Annotated in this window: 14 protein-coding genes; 5 read left to right on the top strand and 9 right to left on the bottom strand. The window is 32.7% G+C overall.

Translation table 11 applies throughout. The features are described from left to right. The 5 genes from ACEN2N_RS00730 to ACEN2N_RS00750 all read left to right on the top strand — a co-directional run bounded on the left by ACEN2N_RS00730 (position 1) and on the right by ACEN2N_RS00750 (position 4,283). Positions 1-849, top strand: coding sequence for a universal stress protein (locus tag ACEN2N_RS00730; protein WP_441822538.1), 849 nt, complete (start codon positions 1-3; stop codon positions 847-849). Positions 850-912: 63 nt separating this feature from the next. Beyond that, on the top strand, positions 913-1,752 hold the full coding sequence (locus ACEN2N_RS00735) for a universal stress protein (protein WP_441822539.1): 840 nt from the start codon (positions 913-915) through the stop codon (positions 1,750-1,752). A gap of 432 nt (positions 1,753-2,184) precedes the next feature. Continuing rightward, a complete protein-coding gene (locus ACEN2N_RS00740) occupies positions 2,185-2,595 on the top strand; it encodes a hypothetical protein (protein WP_441822540.1) in 411 nt (136 codons plus the stop codon). A gap of 98 nt (positions 2,596-2,693) precedes the next feature. After that, the gene (locus ACEN2N_RS00745; RefSeq protein ID WP_441822541.1) at positions 2,694-3,137 is read left to right on the top strand and encodes a hypothetical protein; all 444 of its coding nucleotides are present in this window, start codon (positions 2,694-2,696) and stop codon (positions 3,135-3,137) included. A 138-nt stretch (positions 3,138-3,275) separates the two neighbouring features. Further along, on the top strand, positions 3,276-4,283 hold the full coding sequence (locus ACEN2N_RS00750; protein ID WP_441822542.1) for a 2-hydroxyacid dehydrogenase: 1,008 nt from the start codon (positions 3,276-3,278) through the stop codon (positions 4,281-4,283). Between the two features lie 1,017 nt (positions 4,284-5,300). On the opposite strand, the gene ACEN2N_RS00755 is transcribed toward ACEN2N_RS00750, so the two are convergent. The 9 genes from ACEN2N_RS00755 to ACEN2N_RS00795 all read right to left on the bottom strand — a co-directional run bounded on the left by ACEN2N_RS00755 (position 5,301) and on the right by ACEN2N_RS00795 (position 22,158). After that, positions 5,301-6,878, bottom strand: coding sequence for a solute:sodium symporter family transporter (locus ACEN2N_RS00755; RefSeq protein ID WP_441822543.1), 1,578 nt, complete (start codon positions 6,876-6,878; stop codon positions 5,301-5,303). Positions 6,879-6,967: 89 nt separating this feature from the next. Continuing rightward, complete coding sequence (locus ACEN2N_RS00760) at positions 6,968-7,846, bottom strand: inositol oxygenase family protein (protein WP_441822544.1); 879 nt, start codon at positions 7,844-7,846, stop codon at positions 6,968-6,970. A 153-nt stretch (positions 7,847-7,999) separates the two neighbouring features. Further along, the gene (locus ACEN2N_RS00765; RefSeq protein ID WP_441822545.1) at positions 8,000-12,034 is read right to left on the bottom strand and encodes a hybrid sensor histidine kinase/response regulator transcription factor; all 4,035 of its coding nucleotides are present in this window, start codon (positions 12,032-12,034) and stop codon (positions 8,000-8,002) included. Positions 12,035-12,110: 76 nt separating this feature from the next. Then, complete coding sequence (locus tag ACEN2N_RS00770; RefSeq protein ID WP_441822546.1) at positions 12,111-14,051, bottom strand: metallophosphoesterase; 1,941 nt, start codon at positions 14,049-14,051, stop codon at positions 12,111-12,113. Next, positions 13,952-16,942 (bottom strand): glycosyl hydrolase 115 family protein, encoded by a 2,991-nt coding sequence (locus ACEN2N_RS00775; protein WP_441822547.1) that lies wholly within the window; start codon positions 16,940-16,942, stop codon positions 13,952-13,954. The genes ACEN2N_RS00770 and ACEN2N_RS00775 overlap by 100 nt, the downstream gene beginning before the upstream one ends. Then, positions 16,920-17,282, bottom strand: coding sequence for a Ca2+-dependent phosphoinositide-specific phospholipase C (locus ACEN2N_RS00780; RefSeq protein ID WP_441822548.1), 363 nt, complete (start codon positions 17,280-17,282; stop codon positions 16,920-16,922). The genes ACEN2N_RS00775 and ACEN2N_RS00780 overlap by 23 nt, the downstream gene beginning before the upstream one ends. Before the next feature lie 61 nt (positions 17,283-17,343). Next, entirely contained in the window at positions 17,344-17,706 is a 363-nt protein-coding gene (locus tag ACEN2N_RS00785; RefSeq protein ID WP_441822549.1) for a hypothetical protein, read from the bottom strand. 56 nt (positions 17,707-17,762) lie between these two features. Beyond that, positions 17,763-20,090, bottom strand: a complete 2,328-nt coding sequence (locus ACEN2N_RS00790; protein WP_441822550.1) for a GH92 family glycosyl hydrolase — start codon at positions 20,088-20,090, stop codon at positions 17,763-17,765. Positions 20,091-20,100: 10 nt separating this feature from the next. Further along, positions 20,101-22,158 (bottom strand): glycosyl hydrolase 115 family protein, encoded by a 2,058-nt coding sequence (locus ACEN2N_RS00795; protein ID WP_441822551.1) that lies wholly within the window; start codon positions 22,156-22,158, stop codon positions 20,101-20,103. Positions 22,159-22,280 lie beyond the last annotated feature (122 nt).

Raw genomic sequence — 22,280 nt, forward strand, 5'->3', positions numbered from 1 at the left:
ATGAAGAATATACTGGTTGCCACAGATTTTTCAAACAACTCATATTGTGCACTTTTCTATGCTACCAAACTATTGGCTTCAGAACCATGTACTTTCTATCTACTAAATGTGTTTAACGAAATGACACCTTTACAACGAAAAAAAACAAAATTACTGGTTGGCAAAAAGCTTTTAAAAAAATTACAAATAGAATCTGAAGAAAATTTAACCAGCACAATGCATAAAATTGTTTTGGACAATGAGAATCCACAACATCAATTCAATACCATATCAAAAAATGGAATTCTAACAAAAATCATTTTAAAAACCCTTGATACAAACCATATTGATCTGGTTGTAATGGGCAATAAAGGTCTTAATGAATCTGCTGATATTTTCTTTGGCAGCAATACTATTCAGGTTGCCAACAAAATAAAGAAATGCCCGATACTAGCTATACCGGGAGAAATGGAATTTAGACAACCAAAAGAAATTGCCTTTATTACAGATTTTAAAACAGGTTGTACAAAAAATTCGATAGAACCATTGTTATCTATAGCCTCAATTACAAGTGCACAGATTAGAATATTGCATATTACAGAAGAAGAAATTTTAAATGCTCAACAAGAGTCTAACAGAAAATTATTAGATATCTGTTTGAAAGATATTGACCATACTTTTTATTGGAGGCAATTATTCGACGATAAGGCAAAAGTCATTCATGAATTTATCGAAAAATTAAACATAGACCTATACGCAATGGTTAACCGCCCTCATAATATTTTCGGAAAACTAACTCATGAACCAGTTATAAAAGATGTTAGTATGTATGCTAAAACTCCTTTTTTAATTCTACCATCGCAAGACTGATTAGAATCATAATAAAACCATTTATAAAAAATATATTTATTAAAAATCCTTAAAAAATAAGCAATGGACAAGAGAATTTTAATACCTACCGATTTTTCTAAAAATGCGCTAAATGCAATTAGGTATGCGCTAAATCTTTATAAAGAAATTAAATGTGAGTTTTACTTTTTAAACGTTTTCAGGTTATATAGTTACAACACCGATAGTCTATTTATTCCTGAACCTGGCAGTGGTGAATACGAAGTTGCAAAGAAAAATTCAGAGGAAGAATTTATTAAACTATTAGATATTTTAGAATTACACCATGACAATACTAAACATTCGTATCATACTATTTCTACATATAATTTTTTATCAGAAGCCATAAAACAAACCATTGCAGAAAAAGATATTGATCTGGTGGTCATGGGTACACAAGGTACTACTGGTGCAAAAAATGTCATTTTCGGAACCAATACTGTACAGGCTATGGAGAAAATAAGGGAATGCCCCGTTTTGGCTATTCCTGAAAATATTCGTTTTTACTCACTAAAAGAAATCGTATTTCCAACAGATTATACGTCTGCATTTAAACGCAAAGAATTAAAATACTTAATTGAAATCTCTAAAATACACAACGTAAACATTAGAATTTTATATATCGCTAAAAATTCTGAATTAAATGAAAAACAGGTAAATAATCAGAAATTACTTGAAGCAATTTTAAGTGAAGTTAGTTATAGTTTTCATACGCTATCCAAAAAAAATGTAGCAGATGGTATTACAACATTTGTAGAAAGTAGAAATAGCGATATGATCGCCTTTATAAATAAAAAACACATTTTCTTTAATAATATATTTTCTAAACCATTAGTCAAAGAAATTGGATATAAGGCTACCATACCTATTTTGGCATTGCACTAAACCACTTCTTATTTCTATAAAACCTCAGCCCAAATATTAGATGTCCGTATAAGAAAAAAAGCATGACCTAAAACCAAGTTTATTAAGCTGGGATTATCCTTTTAAAGATGGTCTAAAAGACAGAATAGACCAATTTGTGCTATACTCCATAACCGTTTCTACTCTTATGACTAATAGAGAGAAACAATTTTTATTAAGTAGAGATATCCTTTTTTACCGACAGCTTTATAAAGACAAGCTCTTTTTAGACCATCTTGGTATTTCCACCTCCAGAAAAGAAAGAATATTGAGTGAAGTAAATCAGCTTTGTTCTCTTAAGCAATAAAATGTATTTATAGATGCAGTTCATGATTATATGCATTTCTTACATATGATATAAATCATTGACTGAGAATTTAATGGGTTGTAGTTTTATTAATATAGCATTATGTAATGGCAAGACAACAAATCATATCAACGCAAAATGAAAAATTAAAAGAAATGCATTGGAAAATTCAACAATGGAAAACTCAATTTCAGGTTATAGATAATGAAATTCTTTTTTTAGAACGTTTATTAAATAGTTCTGCCTTCAAAACTAATACTCCAAATCTTTTTGAACGTTTAGAAGGCTATAAAGTAAAAATAGAAGAGCTAAAAAATAATCTAAAATTGCTTCGAAATTCAATATCTGTTCACGAAAATTCTTTAGGTAAAATATTAGATGTCACCGAAAATAAAAATAATCAACAATACTATCAAGTTCATGACCAACTTAACACGGATATAAGCAATTGTTACAAAAATTTTCAAACACTGAAATCTGAAATTTTCAATTATACCGGTACCATTCTTATCACCTAAAAATAGTATAAACAAAATACGTTTGTTACCTGATTTAAATCATTTACATCAAATATTGGTTATCATAACTTAGATATTATATCAATAAAAGATTAAGGATGAAAACCGAGAAAATAAAATATAGTTATACAGAATGGTATAGTGCAGATGAACTAAACGAACACTCTAAAAAATGGTTGTCCGAACTTTTATTCATTAAAGATGAGCAACAGTTTCTGCTCAACCTAATTCAATCTTTTTCAACAAAAAGAATCAGTAAAAATCAATTAGCACAATTAGAAGATTTTAAAAATTCAATTCATGAAAACGAGATTATGTTGCATGGCAAAATCTCACAGGTAAAAAAACATATGAACCAATTAAAAATTCTGGTTGACGGTGTAAATCAGTTAGAAATGGAACATGGCTATAAGAAGACCCATAAAGAATTATTTATGAGTATGAACAAATATCTGTTGGATTATAGAACAGTAAAAGAAAGAGGTTTGGCAAAATTAACATCGATAATGAAAACAACAAAACCGTCAAACAGTAATGAATAGCTCAAACTTTTTTTAAGTGAATTATAGTTTTGAAAATACTAGTACTTCATTAAGCAATCAATTTATAAATGAGGTCTTTAATACAAACTATTTCTACTATCACAAAGAAATCAGCTCATAATTAAATTTAAAAGAAATATGAAACTACTGGTATATAGTGCAAAAGAATTTGAAATTCCTTTTCTAAAAAAAGCTAATAACAATCGTTTTGAGGTTACCTATACAAAAAATGCATTAGACAGTAAAACAGCATTAAATGCCATTGGCTATAAAGCAATTTCCATTTTTTCAGGAGACGATGCATCAGCCATAGTACTTGAAAAATTATGGGGTATTGGTGTACGCTATATTACTTTACGCTCAAGTGGACACAACAACCTCAATCTAAAAACTGCAAAGCGTTTCGGATTTCATGTTGCCAATGCCGCAGACTATTCTCCACATGCTATTGCCGAACATGCTATCGCCATTTTATTGGCACTAAATAGAAAAATAGTTTTGGCAGACAATCAGGTTCATAATTATAACTTCTCTCAAAATGATTTAATGGGATATAATTTACACGGTAAAACTGTAGGTATAATTGGTACTGGAAGAATTGGCAGTATTATGGCAAAGATCATGAACGGATTTGGATGTAAAATTCTTGCATACGACCTAGCACCTGACCATGACCTTATAGAGCTTTGTAATGTAACGTATACCCCTTTAGATATTCTATGTAATGATTCTGATATTATTAGTCTTCACATACCAATGAATTATGAAAACTATCATTTCATTAATAAAGAAAGACTTGCACAAATGAAGAATGATGTAATACTAGTAAATACCGCCAGAGGAGCACTTGTGGACACCAATGCACTAATAGAAGCTTTAGAAGCAAAACTTATTGCAGGATATGCAACTGATGTTTATGAAAAAGAACAAGGTGTTTTCTTTAATGACCATTCTAAAAATGGTATTAAGGATAAACGTTTATGGAAATTGTTAACCTACCCCAATGTGTTGCTAACACCCCACCAAGCTTTTATTACTAAAGAAGCTTTAAAAAATATTGCCGACATAACATTTGAAAATTTATACAATTGGTCTCAAGGCAATATTAGCAAACATGAATTAGGCATGGAATTAATTAATTCATGACAATCTTTACTACAACTCATTTTTTAGCTGTGATGTTAGAAACTTAGGAATCATAAAATGTAATGTGAGAATTAAAAATGAAAATTAATACAGTTAAAAACTACAAATTTCTATTTTAGATTCTTTATATTGAATATAAGACATTAGTCAATTAACTTTTTAATAATAATTGTCGCTAACAAATCGACAACAGAAAAAATAAAATTTCGCAGAAACCATTGTATTCAGGCATTTCTAGTAATAGGTTTGAATCCAGTCGAGGTCACTAATTAAACCAGCAATTTCAAAGCTTTTTGGAATTGCTGGTTTTTTATTTGCAGAAAATTTGATGAAATCATCGTTTTTAGAATAGGATAGTATCGTGTTTAGATTTGCTTCACCTTTTATATCTAGAACGTTTCAATTAAGAAAAAACAAAAAGATGAACAAATTCAAAAATATTCATCAAGAAATTTTTTTTAAAAATTCAAGCAATACTTCAAAGGGAGATTATTACAATTGAAAATACCTTAAGAAGCTTACTGAATTAGAAATATACTACCAAAACATAGATATAATATTACGTCAACATCTAGATAACCACGTGTATTGTTGTTAAATGGATTTTATAGTTGTAACCAAAAGGATGATCTATGTCATTTTTATACTAATGTGATTATCATATTATTGTGAAATTGTTTTTGAATCTGCCTTAATAATTATGTTTGGAGTGTATCAACCAGAAAAAAACAAAATTTCTCATAAATTTATGTATACAGGCATATTTGAAGATTTCAGTATTAATTCTACCAGTCCATTCATAAGGTAAGAATTAAAATTTATTCTTAGCGTTTATCTATATCTTCCAGGTAATTATGAAGAAGTTATTATACAATAGAAATATTTTTAATGACAAATCTTCTAACTTAGGTCTAATAAAAAATCCCGAAGTTTTATCAAATCATCTTTATTAAGTTAGAAGATTGAGTTGTAATAAAAGTAGAGTTACTTATTCCTTATCTATTTATAAGCACGACGTTAATTAGTCCCTAAAATCACATAGATAACAACAGTAACCACACATAACATAATAGCCATTGGCTTTGTGTATTTCCATTGTTTCATTTCAACATAATCTTCACCCTCTTCAATGGTAGCTTTATGGTTTGGATAGAAGTAAGAAACCAAAAACATTACCACTACGTTCAATACAAATTCTATTCCCCAAATGTGAACGAAATGAATATCGACCTTAAAAATAAAGGTTGTTAGTATGTAAAACATTAAACCAACAAGTAACGCAACTTTAGCAGCTATTGCAGAAATTTTCTTAAGAAAAAACCCTGCCAACATTATTGAAGCTATTGGTATAAAGAAAATACCGTTTAATTGCTGTAGCAATTGATACAACCCATCTGGTGCATTTGCCACCATTGGTGCTACCAATATGGCAAATATTGCTAGTACAGTAGAGGTAATCTTACCAATTCTAACCAACTTTTTATCGCTAGCGTTCTTACCAAAATGTCTTTTAAATACATCTATACTAAAAATTGTAGCCGCACTATTTAAGACACTATTAAAAGTACTTAAAACGGCACCCATGATAATTGCTGCAAATACACCAACAAAACCAATTGGTAGCACCTTTTTAACCAACTCGGGGTAAATCATATCTTGATTCTCATATAAAGAATCACCGAAGTAATAAAATGCAATAACGCCTGGTAAAATAATTATAATCGGTACCAAAATCTTTAAAACACCGGTAAACAATAAACCTTTTTGAGCTTCTACCAAATTCTTGGCACCTAACGCACGCTGAATAATAGTTTGGTTCATACTCCAGAAATACAACTGATTAATAATCAAACCCGTAAAAAGTACTTCAAACGGTAATACAGAATCCTTTGCCCCTATTACGTTAAATTTTTCTGGACTATGATTATATACTTTAGACAAACCATCAAACAAATTACCATCACCAATACTGATTAGTGCAATAATTGGAATTGCAAGTCCACCAATCAACAACCCATATCCATTTATTGTATCTGAAATGGCAACAGCTTTTAATCCGCCGAAAATGGCATAAATAGAACCTAATACACCTATACAAATTACGGTAATCCAAAGCCCTTGTTCTTTTGAAACCTCTAGAACCTCTGATATATTGAAAATACTCTCAATATTTATGGCACCAGTATATAGTACAATTGGCAATAATGTTACAATAAATGACACCATTAAAAACAATGCAACTAGCGTTCTTGTTGTACTATCAAACCTTTTTTCCAAATATTCTGGTATGGTCGTCAAACCCATTTTCAAATACTTTGGAACAAAATATATTGCCGCTACTACCAAAGCCAATGCAGAAGTTACTTCCCAAGCAATTATAATAAATCCGTTCTTGTAAGATGACCCATTCATACCGATTAAATGCTCTGTAGAAATATTCGTCAACAACATGGAGCCGGCAATGACAACGCCTGTTAAACTTCTTCCTCCTAGAAAATAACCGTCTTTTGAGTCTAGTTTTTCTTTTCTAAGTTTAAACCATGAGTAAAATGCAACAAAAGCAGTAAATGCAATGAAAGTAATAGCTGTATACATGTGTAGATTGGTCGGTTTGGTACTATGGTGTAAAAAAAATGCTCTAGTTGGAAGGGCTAGAGCATTGCTAAACTCAAATAATTAGAATTCTAAAAATTCAATTTTTCGGGTAAATACTTCGATACTAATTCTTTGTAATAAGGAAGTAATGCTTTTGCATCTGGTGGTACAGGTGCCTTGGAATATAAATCGTATGGATTGAACTTCTTCACCCACTCAAACATCTCAATATCTTTTGCTGTCATTAAATGCGTGTAATCATTTTCTCTATGCTGAGAGTAAAATGAGTGGTAGCGGATCATGTAAAGTGCAGGTTCCGGTAAATAATCTTTCATTATCTGGTACAAGTATTCATCATGTCCCCAGCTCATTTTTACATTATCCAAACCACAGTTTGGCTCATATACGCCGTACTTTGTATTGTACTTACTATTTGTAGCATCTGGATTTGAACTAAAGAACTCTGGATAGACAATTTTGTCTGAATAAGCGCATCCTACGGGGAAAGTATCTCCTACAACAGCCCACTGTGGCTCACCGAACAAACAAAGTATTTTACCTAAATCATGGATAAAACCAGTAAGTACAAACCAATCTGGGTGACCATCTGCTCTAATTGCCTCTGAAGTCTGTAATAGATGTTGTAACTGATCTAAATCTATATCTGGATCACTATCATCTACCAATGTATTTAGAAAATCTACAGCTTCCCAAATTGACATTTCCTTTTTATTGAACTGTAGAAACTCTTTCTCCTTTTCAACTACAAAATCATATGTTTGAAATTCATGATTTATTTTATAAAACTCTTTAACGGTGTCCATCCTATCAGAATCGACATAGTTTCTAAACTCTTCTTTTTCTTTTGTAGTTTCTTCCGGATCAGGGTATCTCTCTAGTAAGTTATCTTCCCAATCATCAATATTATCCATGGGATGGTTCTGATTGTTGTTCAACGCTTTTTCCATAAAAGTTGTTATTAATGTTTTTGAGTAAGTTGATTTGTTGTTTTGATATATACCGTATATCTACTTGCAATTTATAGTATTTAAGTCATAATTTGATGGATAATACCGTCATAAATATGGATTACTTAACAAACCATAGAAACCTAAAAATCTCTACTTCAATAATTTACTGGGTGGGAAACCAAATTGCTTCTTAAAACACCTACTAAAATATAGGGGATCATTGAAGCCAATTAAATCGGTGACTTCAGACACATTATACTTTTTTGTTTTTAATAACTGTGCAGATTTTTTTAATCTAATAGTACGTATGAATTCGTTTGGTGCTAAATCTGTAAGCTCTTTTATTTTGCGGTATAGTTTAGAAGAACTCATCCCCAATTCTTGACATAGATAATTAGTAGTCAAATCAACATCATCAATATTCTCTTCAATAATTTTAGTGATTTGCTCCATTAATTCTTTATCAATGGGTGAGTGAGTGAGCAACCCTATTTCGCTCTCTACCTCATCGGAGAATTTAGCTTTTAGCTCTAAACGAGTTTTAATGGTATTTACAATTACCGATTTCAATAATGAGGGATCAAAAGGTTTTACTAGGTAAGAATCTGCCCCCACATCATAACCTTTAACCTTATCTTCATTTTCAGATAATGCGGTTAAAAGAATCACTGGAATATGACTAATAAATTCGTCGTTTTTTAATTCGTTACAAAATTCTAGTCCGTCCATTACCGGCATCATAACATCAGCAACGCACAACATTGGTTTAATTTTTCTACAAAGCTGCAATCCTTCTTTACCGTTTTCAGCTTCATAAACCTTGTAGTACGCAGATAAATAGTCAATAAGATATTTTCTTAATTCAATATTATCTTCAATCACTAAAATCTTATCCTTGATTTCTGTATTTGTTGTTTTTCTTTTAATAGGAATAAATGTTTCTGGCTCTTCTACCTCAGTATTAGAAATAAATTCAAAGACCTCTTTTTTAGTATAACTATCTCGACTAATAGGTATTTCTACCGTAAACTTACTCCCTTCATTAGGTTTACTTTCTACAACTATAGTTCCTTTATGTAATTCTACAAGAGATTTTACAAGTGACAGACCAATACCTGAACCTGTATTGTTCTCTTTACTATTGGTGGCTTGGTAAAATCTAGTAAAAATCTTTTCTTGACTTTTTAAGGGTATACCAATACCATCATCACTTACTTCAATTACCAATATTTCAGTATTGTTTTCCTTTAGCTTTAAAAACAAATCTACATGACCGTATTTATTGGTAAACTTAATGGCATTAGACAAAAGGTTATATAAGATTTTATCGAACTTATCTCTATCTATCCAACCAAATAATGTCTCTACTTCGCTGTTAATATTCAGTTCTATTTGCTTATTGTAAGCAAACTCCTTAAAAGATTCAAACGTGTTGGTGGTAAATAATAGCACATCTGTTTTAGAAACCTTAAGTTTTAATTCACCCGTTTGTGCCTTTCTAAAATCTAGCACCTGATTCACTAAATTTAAAAGTCTACTTGCATTTTGATGAATTAGATTAAATCTGCTTTTTTGATACTCGCTACTGTTTTCGTTGCTTTCTTCTAACAACTGTTTTGCAGGACCTAATATTAAAGTCAAAGGAGTTCTTAGCTCGTGAGATATATTTGTAAAAAAGCGAAGCTTTTCATTATTCAACTTAATATCGCGTTCCCTATTTACTTTTTCGGTAACAAGTTCTTGCTTTAAACGCAACCTGTTTTTCATTTCTTTCCTTATGAAATATATGATTAAAGCGAATAAGGCTAGAAATAATATCAATGCTTGATAGGTTAACCAAAAAGGAGGAGTTACTGTAATATTATATGAATTTACATCGCTCCAAAAACCATCACTATTACTAGATTTAATCTTAAAAGTATAGTCACCAGGAAACAAGTTGGTGTATTGTACGGTTCGCGAATTACTGGTTGTAGAAATCCAGTTTTCATCAAAACCTTCTAGCATATATTCAAACTTGTTAAGCTTTTCATTTACGTATGAAGGTGCAGAGAATTGAAGTGAAAAATTTCTATTCTTATAATCTAAGGTTACGCTTTTAGTTTCGTTTAAATTTTTCTTTAATGGAATTTCGCCATTAATTTCAGTACCTGGATGTATCACCTCATTCTGAATCTTAAACTCAGTAATCATTGGCTTTTTGGCAATTTTGTTCTCACTTATGGCATATGGTGAGAAATAGATAATTCCATTCTTTCCTCCTAAATATATGTTGGAATTTTCAAAATTATAAAATCCACTTGAGCTAAAAACATCTAACCTATTACCACTTTTAACATCATAAATATTGTAATTTTTCAAATTTGATTTTAACCTGGCTACACTGTTACTGTTCATGTTAAACCATATATCACCATTGGTATAGGTAAGCATATCGGTTATCCACTTATCCTTTAACTCTACAGGTTCCTCTAAAGGATTAAATTCTTTGGTCTCAAAATCAAAAAGACTAATACCTTTTCTAGTTGCCGCCCACAGTCGCCCTTCATTATCAAACATAATATCACTTACATTATCATGTAGCAATCCTACGTTTGGTGTATCAGAAGATTTATAATATTCAAAAGTGTTTTTATCCCTTAAAAAATGAACAACCCCAGTCTCTGTTGCAAACCAAATATTGGAATCATCTTGCTTAACGATTTCATTTATTTGATATCCTTTTAAAATTATAGTTGTACTATCTGCTTTCTTAAGGCTTTTGGTATTCAATAACACAGCTCCCTCCCCAAAAGAGCCCAATAGTAAATGATTTTCATCTAGTGCCTCAAAAGCAAATATTGGTGATTGCTCAAAACCAACCGAAATTTCTTTAGCCGAGTTTGCTTTATAATCATATACCAATAAATTCCCATTCCATAAACCACAGTAAAATATAGTGCCATCTATAGAATAAATACTTGCAATATCTTTTTGGTTATTATAAAGCGGTAAAAAATCTTCTTCATTTGATATAAAAAGTCCGTTGTGCCTTGTTGCAACTACCACTTTATTATCAAAGGTTTTGCTAAATCCTCTAATTCTTGGAACCTGATTATTTATATGTAAGGAAATGTCCTTATTGCTATTAAACTGATTTTCAAATGGATCATATTTATCCAAACCATCTTCAGTACCAATCCATAACACTCCAGAATCATCAAAAAATAGCGCTGACACCAAATTATCTACTAAAGAGGTATCATCAGGCAATACGGAATAATGCCATTTAAATTCACCTTTACCTATATCTTCTAACTGATCGCAAACTAGTAAACCTCCTAATGTACCTACCCAATATTTACCATCTGGTGCTTGAGTTACTGAAAGAAAATAAGGTCCTAAACCATCTTTAATCTCGGGATCTTCAATTTCAAGGTTTACAAACTCGTTAGTGGTTTTATTTAGTTTATAGAGTCCTACTCTAGTACCTATGAAAATATCAGATTTTGCATCTTCATATATAAAGTTTAGGTACGGATTTTTTTCAACCGAATTTGGTATCGAAAGGTTGTATATATTTTTTTGAATAATTTCTCCTTCTGCGCCTAAAGTCAATTTAGCTACACCACCAGATTCATAACTACCTATCCAAATATCACCTTTCTTATCTTCAATAATTGCCTTTATATAGTTGAAATTTTTAATTTCTACTTTCTTGAATGTATCCGTTTTACTGTTTAAAATATAGAGTCCACTGTTCTTTGTACCAACCCAAATCCTTTTAAATTTATCTACATAAACAGATCTTATCTCTCCTTCTGGAAGACTGTTTTCATTATTCTTTTCTGGCAAATAGGTGCTAAATGTGTGGGTGTCGGTTTTAAAAAGGGACAGACCATTTCTAGTACCGATCCATAAGCTGTTAGAATCCTCATCTAACTCTAAAGCTGTTATATCATCATTATGTAGTTTGGTCTTATCTGTTGAAGAGCTTAAGTAAGATTTAAACTCATAGCCATCAAATCTATTTAAACCAGCGAATGTACCTAACCATAAAAACCCATGCTTATCTTGTACAATATGCCTAACAGCATTATGAGATAACCCACTGTCATCATTGTAATGTTCAAATTTTATATCCTGAGCCGTTAGGCTTACAGCAAATAAAATAATACTTATAAATATGCAGAAAACATTTCGCATGTACTGTTTTAAATGTTTGAGTTAGGTTTATTATAAATGTACAAAAGCTTCAGGCAATAGTTTTTTTATTACCTAATTAAGGTGTTATACTTTCAATAGTCCCTTGTTTAAAATCTATTTTAAAATGATCGGAAGGTTTGCCATTTCTACTCTTCTCGAAAATATTTGCCCATAACCTATAAGCGCTATTTTCAGATTCTTTTAACTGCTTACAAACTATTTCATATTGTTTTAAACGAGCTTCACCAATATCGGTAAAAGCCAATTCATCTGCACTTCTTAAGCGATAAAAATCATATATCATATCAAAACCCGTCCAGGTTTTAAATTCGTTAGTTGATAAATTTGCGCTTTTTAATAAACTATCAAAATCTTCAGATTGTGCTATTAAAAGTTCCTCTCCTGTTTTATTTATAAAATCGGTTACAAATTCTTGAGACCAATCATCTGGCAAAAAACGGAGTCGTACTAATTCTTTTAAATGCCATTGTGTAAAATCCCTATAATTATCAGAAGCTAAAATGTCTTTATTCCAAATTTCAGGTGCTTGCGTTTCTTTCAAATAATCATGTTCTTGCTCATATAAAGAAAACAAACCTTTGAAGTTTTTGGCTTTTTCAATCACCACAGTCTCTACCTCAAAATCGGTCGTAGAATGTATAGTTAAAATTTTATAACCAGGTGCATAAGCGGCAAGTGATGGAGTTTGAATATTAAATAACGTATTACCTTTTGTACTTGTTCTTACACCTGTATCATTAATATGCATATGACCACCAAAGTGAATCTTAATACCTGCATCTGCAAATAGCTCTGCTACCTCTTCTTTTGGTACTCGGTGTAATTGCATATTATTTCCCCCAAAAAAATGCATCATTTCTTCTGATGCATCGTCATTAAAATCTACCATAGGGTAATGACTAAAAGCAATTAAGACCTTATTCATTTTTTCAGCCTGTTTAGCTACTTTTTTTACCCAATCAATTAAATGTCTTTTTTGTAAAAGCACATTATTGTACCCTGTACTTGCACTTTCAAAATCATTGACATTTTCTGATACACCAGATAATTTATTTTTTGGAACATAAACATTGGCATCTAATGCTAATAGCCAAAGGCCTTCAGTTGGCTCTGCTAGATAACTTGCATCTGGGTGCTTATTAAATTCATCAATAGCATAGGTTCTTTTGCCCAGTGCAGACGCTTTTATCGCTGTATCAAAACTATACTCTTCGTAAGCATATTCAGTGAAAGGAGTTTCCCAGTACAGGTATTCTTTCTGTGGATAAAAACCAAAGGCAGACATTTCATTTAATATATCTTGGTATCCCCATTTCTTTATTTCTGAAGTAATAATCGGTGTAAGCCGATCAGCTACAGTATCCGTAATATTTTTAATAGTACTAGTAATTATTTGCTCTTTACCTCCTACACCTAAAAAATCTGTTTTACCCGCTTCTTGTGTAAAAGGTTTTACAGGATCATGATTTCCCGTAGTTGAAAAAAAGAGTATTCCATGGTCTTTAGAATACTTGTCCAAAATCTTTCGTAAACCCTTAACGTGAATAGGTTGCCCATCATCACTAAAATCTCCTGGCAATGCTACTAATTTAATTCCCTTGGTTACAATATCATCTAGTGCTTCAATAAATGCAAAATAATTTTCATTGAATATTCTGGTAGACTGTAATTGCGCATTCATGGTCCGAATGTTTACAAAACGGCCCGTTTGCGGGTTTTCTATTCCTTTGTAATCGGCATCAGCGAAATGTGCATAGATATCTTGAAAATGTGCATCTGCAATGAATGCAATTTTCGTTTCTTTAAATTCCTCTTCTCTTTTATTATCACAAGAAAATATTAAAAATAGCACAGCAACACATAAAAATCTATAGTGTCGTCTTATGCTATATTGATTTATTTTTTGACCGTTTCTTTCGGAAACGCATAGCTCTTTTTCCATCCACCTAAGTCTATCAACACTTGATCTATTAGTACTCCAGGATCTACCATCCATATTTTCAATGTATGTTTTCCTGCCTTATTTACAATTTGTTTTGCCGTTTGTACCGATGCATTTTTAAGTACATTTTCTTTCCATTCCTCACTACGACCTGTAGTTTCAAAATCTACAAATACCGGTGTAGCATCATCAATAGAAATTGCACAGCGAACACCTATTCCAGCATATGGGGCATGAGTGGGCACCGCTTGTATATTCACGTCCACCTCACCAAAATTAAAAGTATAAAAATCATATACCAAAACCGGACTATTCGCTTTTATTTCCTCTAAATCTACCAAAGGCTTTGCAGTTCTAGGCAGTGCAGTTATGACCTTATTGGTATAGCCCATACCTTCAAATAACTTCCAACTTGCCTCTTTACCTTCTTTCTTTCTTGTAAAGTTTTCGGCATGTATAGATACATAACCCTTATCCTCAACAAAACCGTTGTAGTTTTTTAATGCCTCGAATTTAGGATTGTAAGCAGATACACCAATGGTAGTAGTTTTCCCTTCTGATATAAATTCAATAGCACTATTCACCTTATAACTCGGCGGAATCAACTGAAAATCGTGCCCTAGTGGAGCTTCTTTTTTATTCTCGCCTTGGGGAACTTTACTCCAATCGATGCTCACCCAAATACGTTTTTCTAAATTATCGGAAGTTAAGGTTCCTTTACTTTCTGATAAACGAATCCAATCTGCCTTGGGTTTTGCTTCCCAATTAACCGTACCCTTACCATTTGCAAAAACATCAATATAATAAGTACTCTTAGTATAGCTATTAAAAACAGGAAGTACATCTGCATAGCTATTAATTACCTTATCATTAACCTCCATCTGATACCCTTCCAATGCTAAACCCAAACTAGTTTTCTCGCTGCTAGTAATAGTTGATGTTGCTGGCTGTGCAAAAACAGGAAGCAAACGTGGAGCCATCGTCATAATATGATTCCATTTACCATTTTTAAGCACTGTATTGTAGTAATCGGTTTCTTTACTGATTCTTTTATAAGCTTCTTCAGCTAATGTCCCAAGAGCATTAGCACTTTGTCTGCCTTGCTTTGCGGTAAACTTGTTCTTAAAACTATACAACCACTTCTGATTTAATTTTGAAGCGCCAATAACCGGATAATACACCAATTGATAAAAAGCATCTTTTCTATAGGCTGGTATTTCAGTATATAAACTTTCAGTAATATCAATTAAACCTTGATAGCTTTCTATGCGTGCTGAAACCTCATCACCATAATGAAACTGTGTTAATTCTGTTTCGCCTTCTTTAGTTACGGGCTCTACCTGGCTCCACGCCATAAACTCCGGTCTTCTTATATATGCCAATCGGTTATTTTCAAATAATACATCTGTTATTTTAGCTGCAGATGCTTCACCAAATTCACGCGAAGACCAATTTTTGGTATGCTCTTTTACAGACGAACTTTCTTTAAAGTCCTCCATATTCCAAGCCATATCTAAAAACAGTTCAATGTTATACTCATGTGGTTTTACATCACCGCAGTTTAGAATCCAAATATCACGAGATTGAAGCTCAAATGCTTTCGACATTTCTTCCCACATTAAAACCGGATTGCTAGAATTCAACCACAAATAATCATGCGGCCTACCCCAATATGAGGTATGATAATATACCCCAGCACCACCAGCTCTTTTTTGCTCTTGCGGATTACTTAATTGACGTATGTACCCGTAATTGTCATCGGTCCAAACCAAAGTGATATCCTCAGGTAATTTTAGTCCGCTTTGGTAATAATTCAACACCTCTTTATAGGGCACAAAAGCTTGTGGAATACTTGATGGTTCTTTACTGGTCTCCTTTTCTAAAATGGCTCGTTGGTCGGTAATTACACGTTCCAATAAGTTAACCTGCGCATCAGTATCATCCTCACCAACGATCATGGGCGAATCATGCTCACCACGCATACCCGTAGTGTAAATACCTTCTAATTTGGCTGTTTCTTTTACTCTTTTCGTGAATAAACTTTTTATGGTTTCTGAATTGGTATCATATCTATACTCCCCCATTTCGTCATGTTTCCATTCGGTATTTATATTACTAAGCATGGGTTCCGCATGCGATGTGCCAATAACAATGGCATAATCATCTGCCACAAACTTATTTTCTGGATACGAATAAAAAGGTTTAGTACTAGAATGCATGGCAGGCCAAATAGTATTTGCCCTTAATCGTAATAACAATTCAAATACTTTGGTATAAGTTTTTGGACCTATATCACCAGTTTCTGGCTCATAATTTAAAGCTGCCCAACGTTGTAATCCCCAATCTTCATCATTAAGAAAAACGCCTCTGTACTTTACGGAAGGAGATTTTGAAACTTCTTTTTCTATAGTAAGAGAAAGTGACTCTTTTTTAGTCGGAGTAACATCTGCCCACCATTCCCACGGAGAAACACCTATTTTTCTAGAAAGTTCTAAAATACCATAGGCTGTTCCCCTTCTATCACTACCTACAACAACTAAAGCTTTCTTAATGGTGGATGTTGGGTTTTCAACTATTTGAATACTATATCGTTCCCATTGATTTTCAATTTCAGAAACATCAATTTTACCAGCAGCGATCATGCTATCAATCCATTTATTCTTATCTATTGTACCAGTAATTATTGTAGTTTCAAACCCACTATCTTTAGTAGAGACAACGGGCTTTTTTCCTGTGATTTTATAAACGTCAGTTGCAAATATGTTTGATGCTATAGTTACAACCTTTGCATCTTTCTTATCCATTAAAATAGAGGTAATCGCATTGTCCCCTACAAGTGTAAAATCAGAAGTAGCTTCCTCTTGTGCCGCTAACACCGACACCTGAAAGCAAATGAGCATTACAACTATCTTTTTAATTAGGTTACTTTTTCTTAATTTTCTCATACGTTCCATCTTCAAAAATCACTTTATAATCAGAATCAAATAATGTGGAAGGCACATAATAATCAGTAGAGATTACTTGCGCTCCCGATGCCTTTGCCTTCTCAAACTTTTCATAATCATTAGTTCTTGCTTCTTTAGTACCAGCATCTGCCCTAGTGCGAACTATATATCCTTTTGAAACCAGTTCTTTTATATACGCCAACTCTTTAACTGGGTTATTTACTATTCTAAAACCAGCTTCTGCATTGCCCTCTTTACTATTAACAAATAAGACTCTCCCTTTTAAGGATTCATGACCTAATAGATATTCATTAATTCGTTCCTCCTTTTCGTCTAACACAAATAAGAACTTCCCTTTTACCCCTATTCAAGCTTGGCCACCCCTTTGTTAAAATAGCTTTTTAAAGGGATTCAAAATCACCCCTAACATCATCTGAAATTGCCGTTGAAACTTGATAAATTAAATTTGAATTCCATGTTGACGCCAATGCCACAGCTTGCGGAAAAACAGTAAATCGACCACTTTTTACTACTCCATGTAAAGCTTCGTTACCATGATAATAATTTTCTATTTTTAATCTTGGAATAGCCTCTGCAGTAGATATCAACAAAGAAACCTTTTCTTCAATAGATAGTCTATCCATTAAATCATCTACCCTTGTTTCTAACGGTAAATCTAGATTTTGAAATTCCCATTGATATTGACCTAAACTTAAAATCGGCAATAAACAAACCGTAATTAAATACAAAAAACTCCTCTTCATTTATCTAGTTTTATGTTTCACATCCATTATCTCAATTTCAACATAACCAACTTAATCTAGTCTAAAGGCTTTGCAACCATATTCAAATTCAGCTCGCCCCCTTTTACAATATCTTCATGTCTTAAGCTATTGGCTTTTATTGATGTTCCATTAAACTCAGCTTCTGACACATAAAAATTAGCATCACTATTGTTGTTCGCTTTTATAGTAAATAGGTCGCCACTATAAAAATCTTTATTCAATTTAATAGTAACCTCATCGAAAATAGGGCTACCTATTTGGTATTCAGGATTAGCTTCTATACCACCGTTCATTTGAAATATTCCAATTTTAATAAGTACAGCCAAACTGCCCATTAATCCTTGGTCTTCATCTCCATTATATCCGGTGAATGGTGATAAGCCGCCAAAAACAGTTTTCGCCACTTTTCTTGACCAAAGTTGGGTTAAATCTGGTCTATTTAATTGACTGAAAATAAAAGCTGTTTGTATTGAGGGCTGATTACCAAAATTGATTGGAATTCTACTATATTCCGGATGCATTTCTAAAGAATGTGATGTACCTGCCGTAAAACCTAAATCTTCTGCAATTTCAAACTGTTCATTTAGCTTTTTAACAGCAGCATCTTCACCTCCCATTAAGGTTGCCAATCCTTTAATATCATGAGGAACAAACCATGTAGATTGCGCTCCATTAGATTCTATAAAACCATTTTCTGCTTGGTACGGATCATAATCTGCTTTCCATCGTCCATCAACATTTTTGGGACGCATCCATCCTATTTCGGAATCAAAAACATTTTTATAATTAGAAGATCTCGCCAAGAAATAATCATAATCTTCTTTGTGACTCATCTTTTTAGCTAATTGCGCCAACGTCCAGTCTTGGTACGCATATTCCATGGTTAAACTAGCACCGTCTTGATGGCTACCAAATTTACCTTCTGGAAGAGGGTAAGGCACATAACCTTGATCCATATAATATTTTAAACCACCACCAACATTAGTAGTGTGCTCATAGCCGGCTTTATCCATAATTCCGCCAGCTAAATGATTTTTCTTTAAAGCTTGGTAAACGTCTTCCAATTCATCTACAATAATTCCTTTTTGTATTGCAGTAACCATAAAAGGTGTAGCACTTGCTCCTGTCATCACGTAGGTATAATTACCACCCGAAGGACCACGTGGTACGAGTCCGCCATCTTTATAATACTGCATTAAAGAATTTGAAAAGTCATACATTATTTCTGGATACACCAAGCCCCACAACGTGTTTAAAGTCCATTGTGCTCCCCAAAAAGAATCTGAATTAAAATGATTGAATTTAGGTACACCATTAGCGTCTAAAGGCAATTGTCCTATTCTAAAAATTTCGCCAGTATTATCAGGATAAGCACCATTGACGTCATTTATAATTCTTCGTCCCTGTAATGCATGCCATAAATCTGTATAAAATCTTCTTTGATCTTGGTCAGAACCACCTTTAACATCAATTCTGCCTAATAAACTATTCCATTCTTGTTTTGCTTCACTTCTTACGTTTCCAAATTGCCAGTTAGGTAATTCTGTAGTTATATTAAGTTCAGCATTGGCAACCGAGGTATAAGAAATACCCACTTTCATTAAAACATCATTCTTATTTTCATTTAATATGATGAGATAATTTCCTGTACTTTCATCTTTTTCAATAGAAGATATTTGAGTATTCAGCTGTATTTTAAAAAAAACGGTCATAGGTTTTGGACGCCTATGTGTAGGCATCATCGTAACTTTTCCTGAAAGTTCATTTTCAGAATTTTGATTCAAAACTCCATCTATGTTACTGCTTGGTCCTAATAACGTATTTAAATTAAAAAGTATGGCCTTTTCCTCTTCGTTATCCGCATAAGTGTATTGATGAAAACCAACTCTTTTTGTACTGGTTAGTTGTGCTTCTATTGCATATCTATCTAATTCAACTTTATGATAACCTGGTGTAACGACCTCATTATCATGATTGAATTTTGAATAAAAATCTTTAAAAATATCATCTTTGGTTTTCTTATTAGTAGTTACGGGCATTACTGAAATACCAGACATTTGCCATGCATGAATATGGCTAAAACCTTTTATGGTATCTGTCTTATATTGGTAACCACTTCCCCAAGCGCCGCCAATTTGGGTGTCTGGACTCAGGTTGACCATACCAAAAGGTCTACTTGCCGATGAGAAGTAAAACCACCTTGAATTTTCTGTATCTAAAAGCGGATATACCTTTGCCGTATAGTCAATTTCTGGAGCACTGACCAGTTTGGTTTCATTGACCTGTTCTTTACAAGAGCTTAAAAACAAGATTGAAATACTTAGTAAGACAACGCTATTTTTTAATGTGTGAGCAAATGTCATAAGTTTCAATTTAAAGTGTCAATTTATTAAGATTAGCCTCAATCGCATCTAGCATTTCATAGGTAGGAAAACCATTGTTTTGTCTTCTAATCGCTATAGAATACCAATTCTTCCATTTTTCATCGATATCGCCAGAACTTCTATGATCAAAAACGATTTTAAGTTTCTTCTTTGCCGTTGGCAGCAAAGAAATTGCTTCGTTTAAATACTTTATATCCTGAGTAGTTTCAAAATGCTTTTTAAGCAATGCCATGTTATGTAATTCAGTTTCAAAAGCTATTAAATCAGAATAAAGTTGAGCAGGTAGAAGAATATAAGAATGGTAAAAATTATCGTTTCTCTTCAATAGTTCATATCCTAATTCTGCCTCTGAAAGTGATTTCTCTAAAACTTCCTTCACTCGTTTTACATTCTCCACATCTCCAATTACACGATCATAATCAAATGGTACAGGTGATTTACCTGGTCTTACGATGGGTGCATTAGAAAGGTATGAAACAGCTTCTCTAATTTCCCATAAATGTTCTACATACCCTTTTCTACCTTCTTGAGCTTCACTTAACCATTTCATTGATTTTACGGCGTGTTCAGCTGCTTTAGGTATAAAATATTGTTCTGTCCATTCTTTGTAAAAAGCATCTGCATTAAACGTATCTGGATTGTTACATACTTCACTGTAAGCGACCAAGTTCAACAAAAATGGCCTGAAATTTTGACCGTTAACCAAGCAATACTTGTCAGCTTCATATTTCTGAAACATTTCTTTCATTACCAATTCCACCTTCTCTGGATAAGGATTGTGAACGGTATGGTTCAACCAATAACCGGCATGCATATAGGTACCAAAATCATAACCATCTGTAGTATTTGGTAAATGTTCAAATTCACCAAATCCGTGATCAGACCAAAGTACTGTCCAATCTGTAGGAGGTCTAAAACCTTCGTTCCACATTTCCATACCATCGGAATAGCACACCAATACTTTTTGAGAATCTGGTTTATATTCATCCACTAATTCTCCAAAAGCAGCATAAACCTCATTGAACACTTCAATTTCACTTTCTCCACAAGTACTTTCATATTCCCAATCCCAAACTTGATGCCGTGGTCGTAAAATAAAAATATCTGTTTTTGCCAATGGTGTATGTTCAAAATAATAGCGCCAAGCCTGTAACCAATCTGCTTTATATGTTTTCCAGCAATCTGCTTTCTCGGCATCCATTGGATGAATTTGATAACCTAAAGCAAAATCTACCGCTATCTTCATTCCTTTCTCATGGGCATAATCTATCATTTTCTCCACATAATCAATATCTATTTGATAATCTGGTTTTAAGGCTTTATACTCGGGTCTAATAAAAAACTCGGGTCTACCCAACATATCAAAAAGTTGAATTGAATTGTATCGAAGGCGTACCAGAGAATTGATCATTTCGGTATAACTCTCCCAATCGTATTTTAATAACTCACCTCTATAGTTTGCCAATTCATCTACATCATTCTCAAAATATGTTAAGTTGGGAACTCTAGGTGGTGCAATTGTTTTTGTTTCAAAATTGTAAATATCATTAGCTTTTAATGCTACCGGTGTTTTACCTGTCCAATATTCTAATGGATCCACGCCTAAGACCTCTTTTGAGTAATCATAAATTGCATATTGTAATCCCTGTACATCTGATCCCGCTATTACAATGACATCAGAATTGGCGTATGTATTTTTAGACCAAATACCACCACGTGGACCTGGTTGAACATCTGTTAAAACCAATTCCCCACTTGTCACCATATCCGTGATAATGGAATTGGAATTTGCTGTACCTACTATAAAAACCAAAGATTTATTCGAAATTTCTACACCTTCTTTTACAATGTGCACCTCCTCTTTTAAAACTTTTTCTAAGTCGTTCTTTAAATCATTTATGGTAGAAATTTCTACAGCATTAGAATTTTTACCTGTCATTAAATAAACAGTTGATGGTTGTTCAACACCAGTATTACATGCCAGGCAAAATACCATACACATGGCAGCCAGTAATAAGAATTGTGTTAATCTATATTTTTTAATCATTCGTTTAGGTCTTTCTATTTACTTAGGTTTTGGGACAATGAATCTTTTAAATCACATACATATTAACCCATATTAGGTATGAGATAAAATACAGTTGCAACTACTACTTTAGATTATAAAAT

The organism is Maribacter spongiicola (assembly GCF_052119685.1).
Classification (GTDB): domain Bacteria; phylum Bacteroidota; class Bacteroidia; order Flavobacteriales; family Flavobacteriaceae; genus Maribacter; species Maribacter spongiicola_A.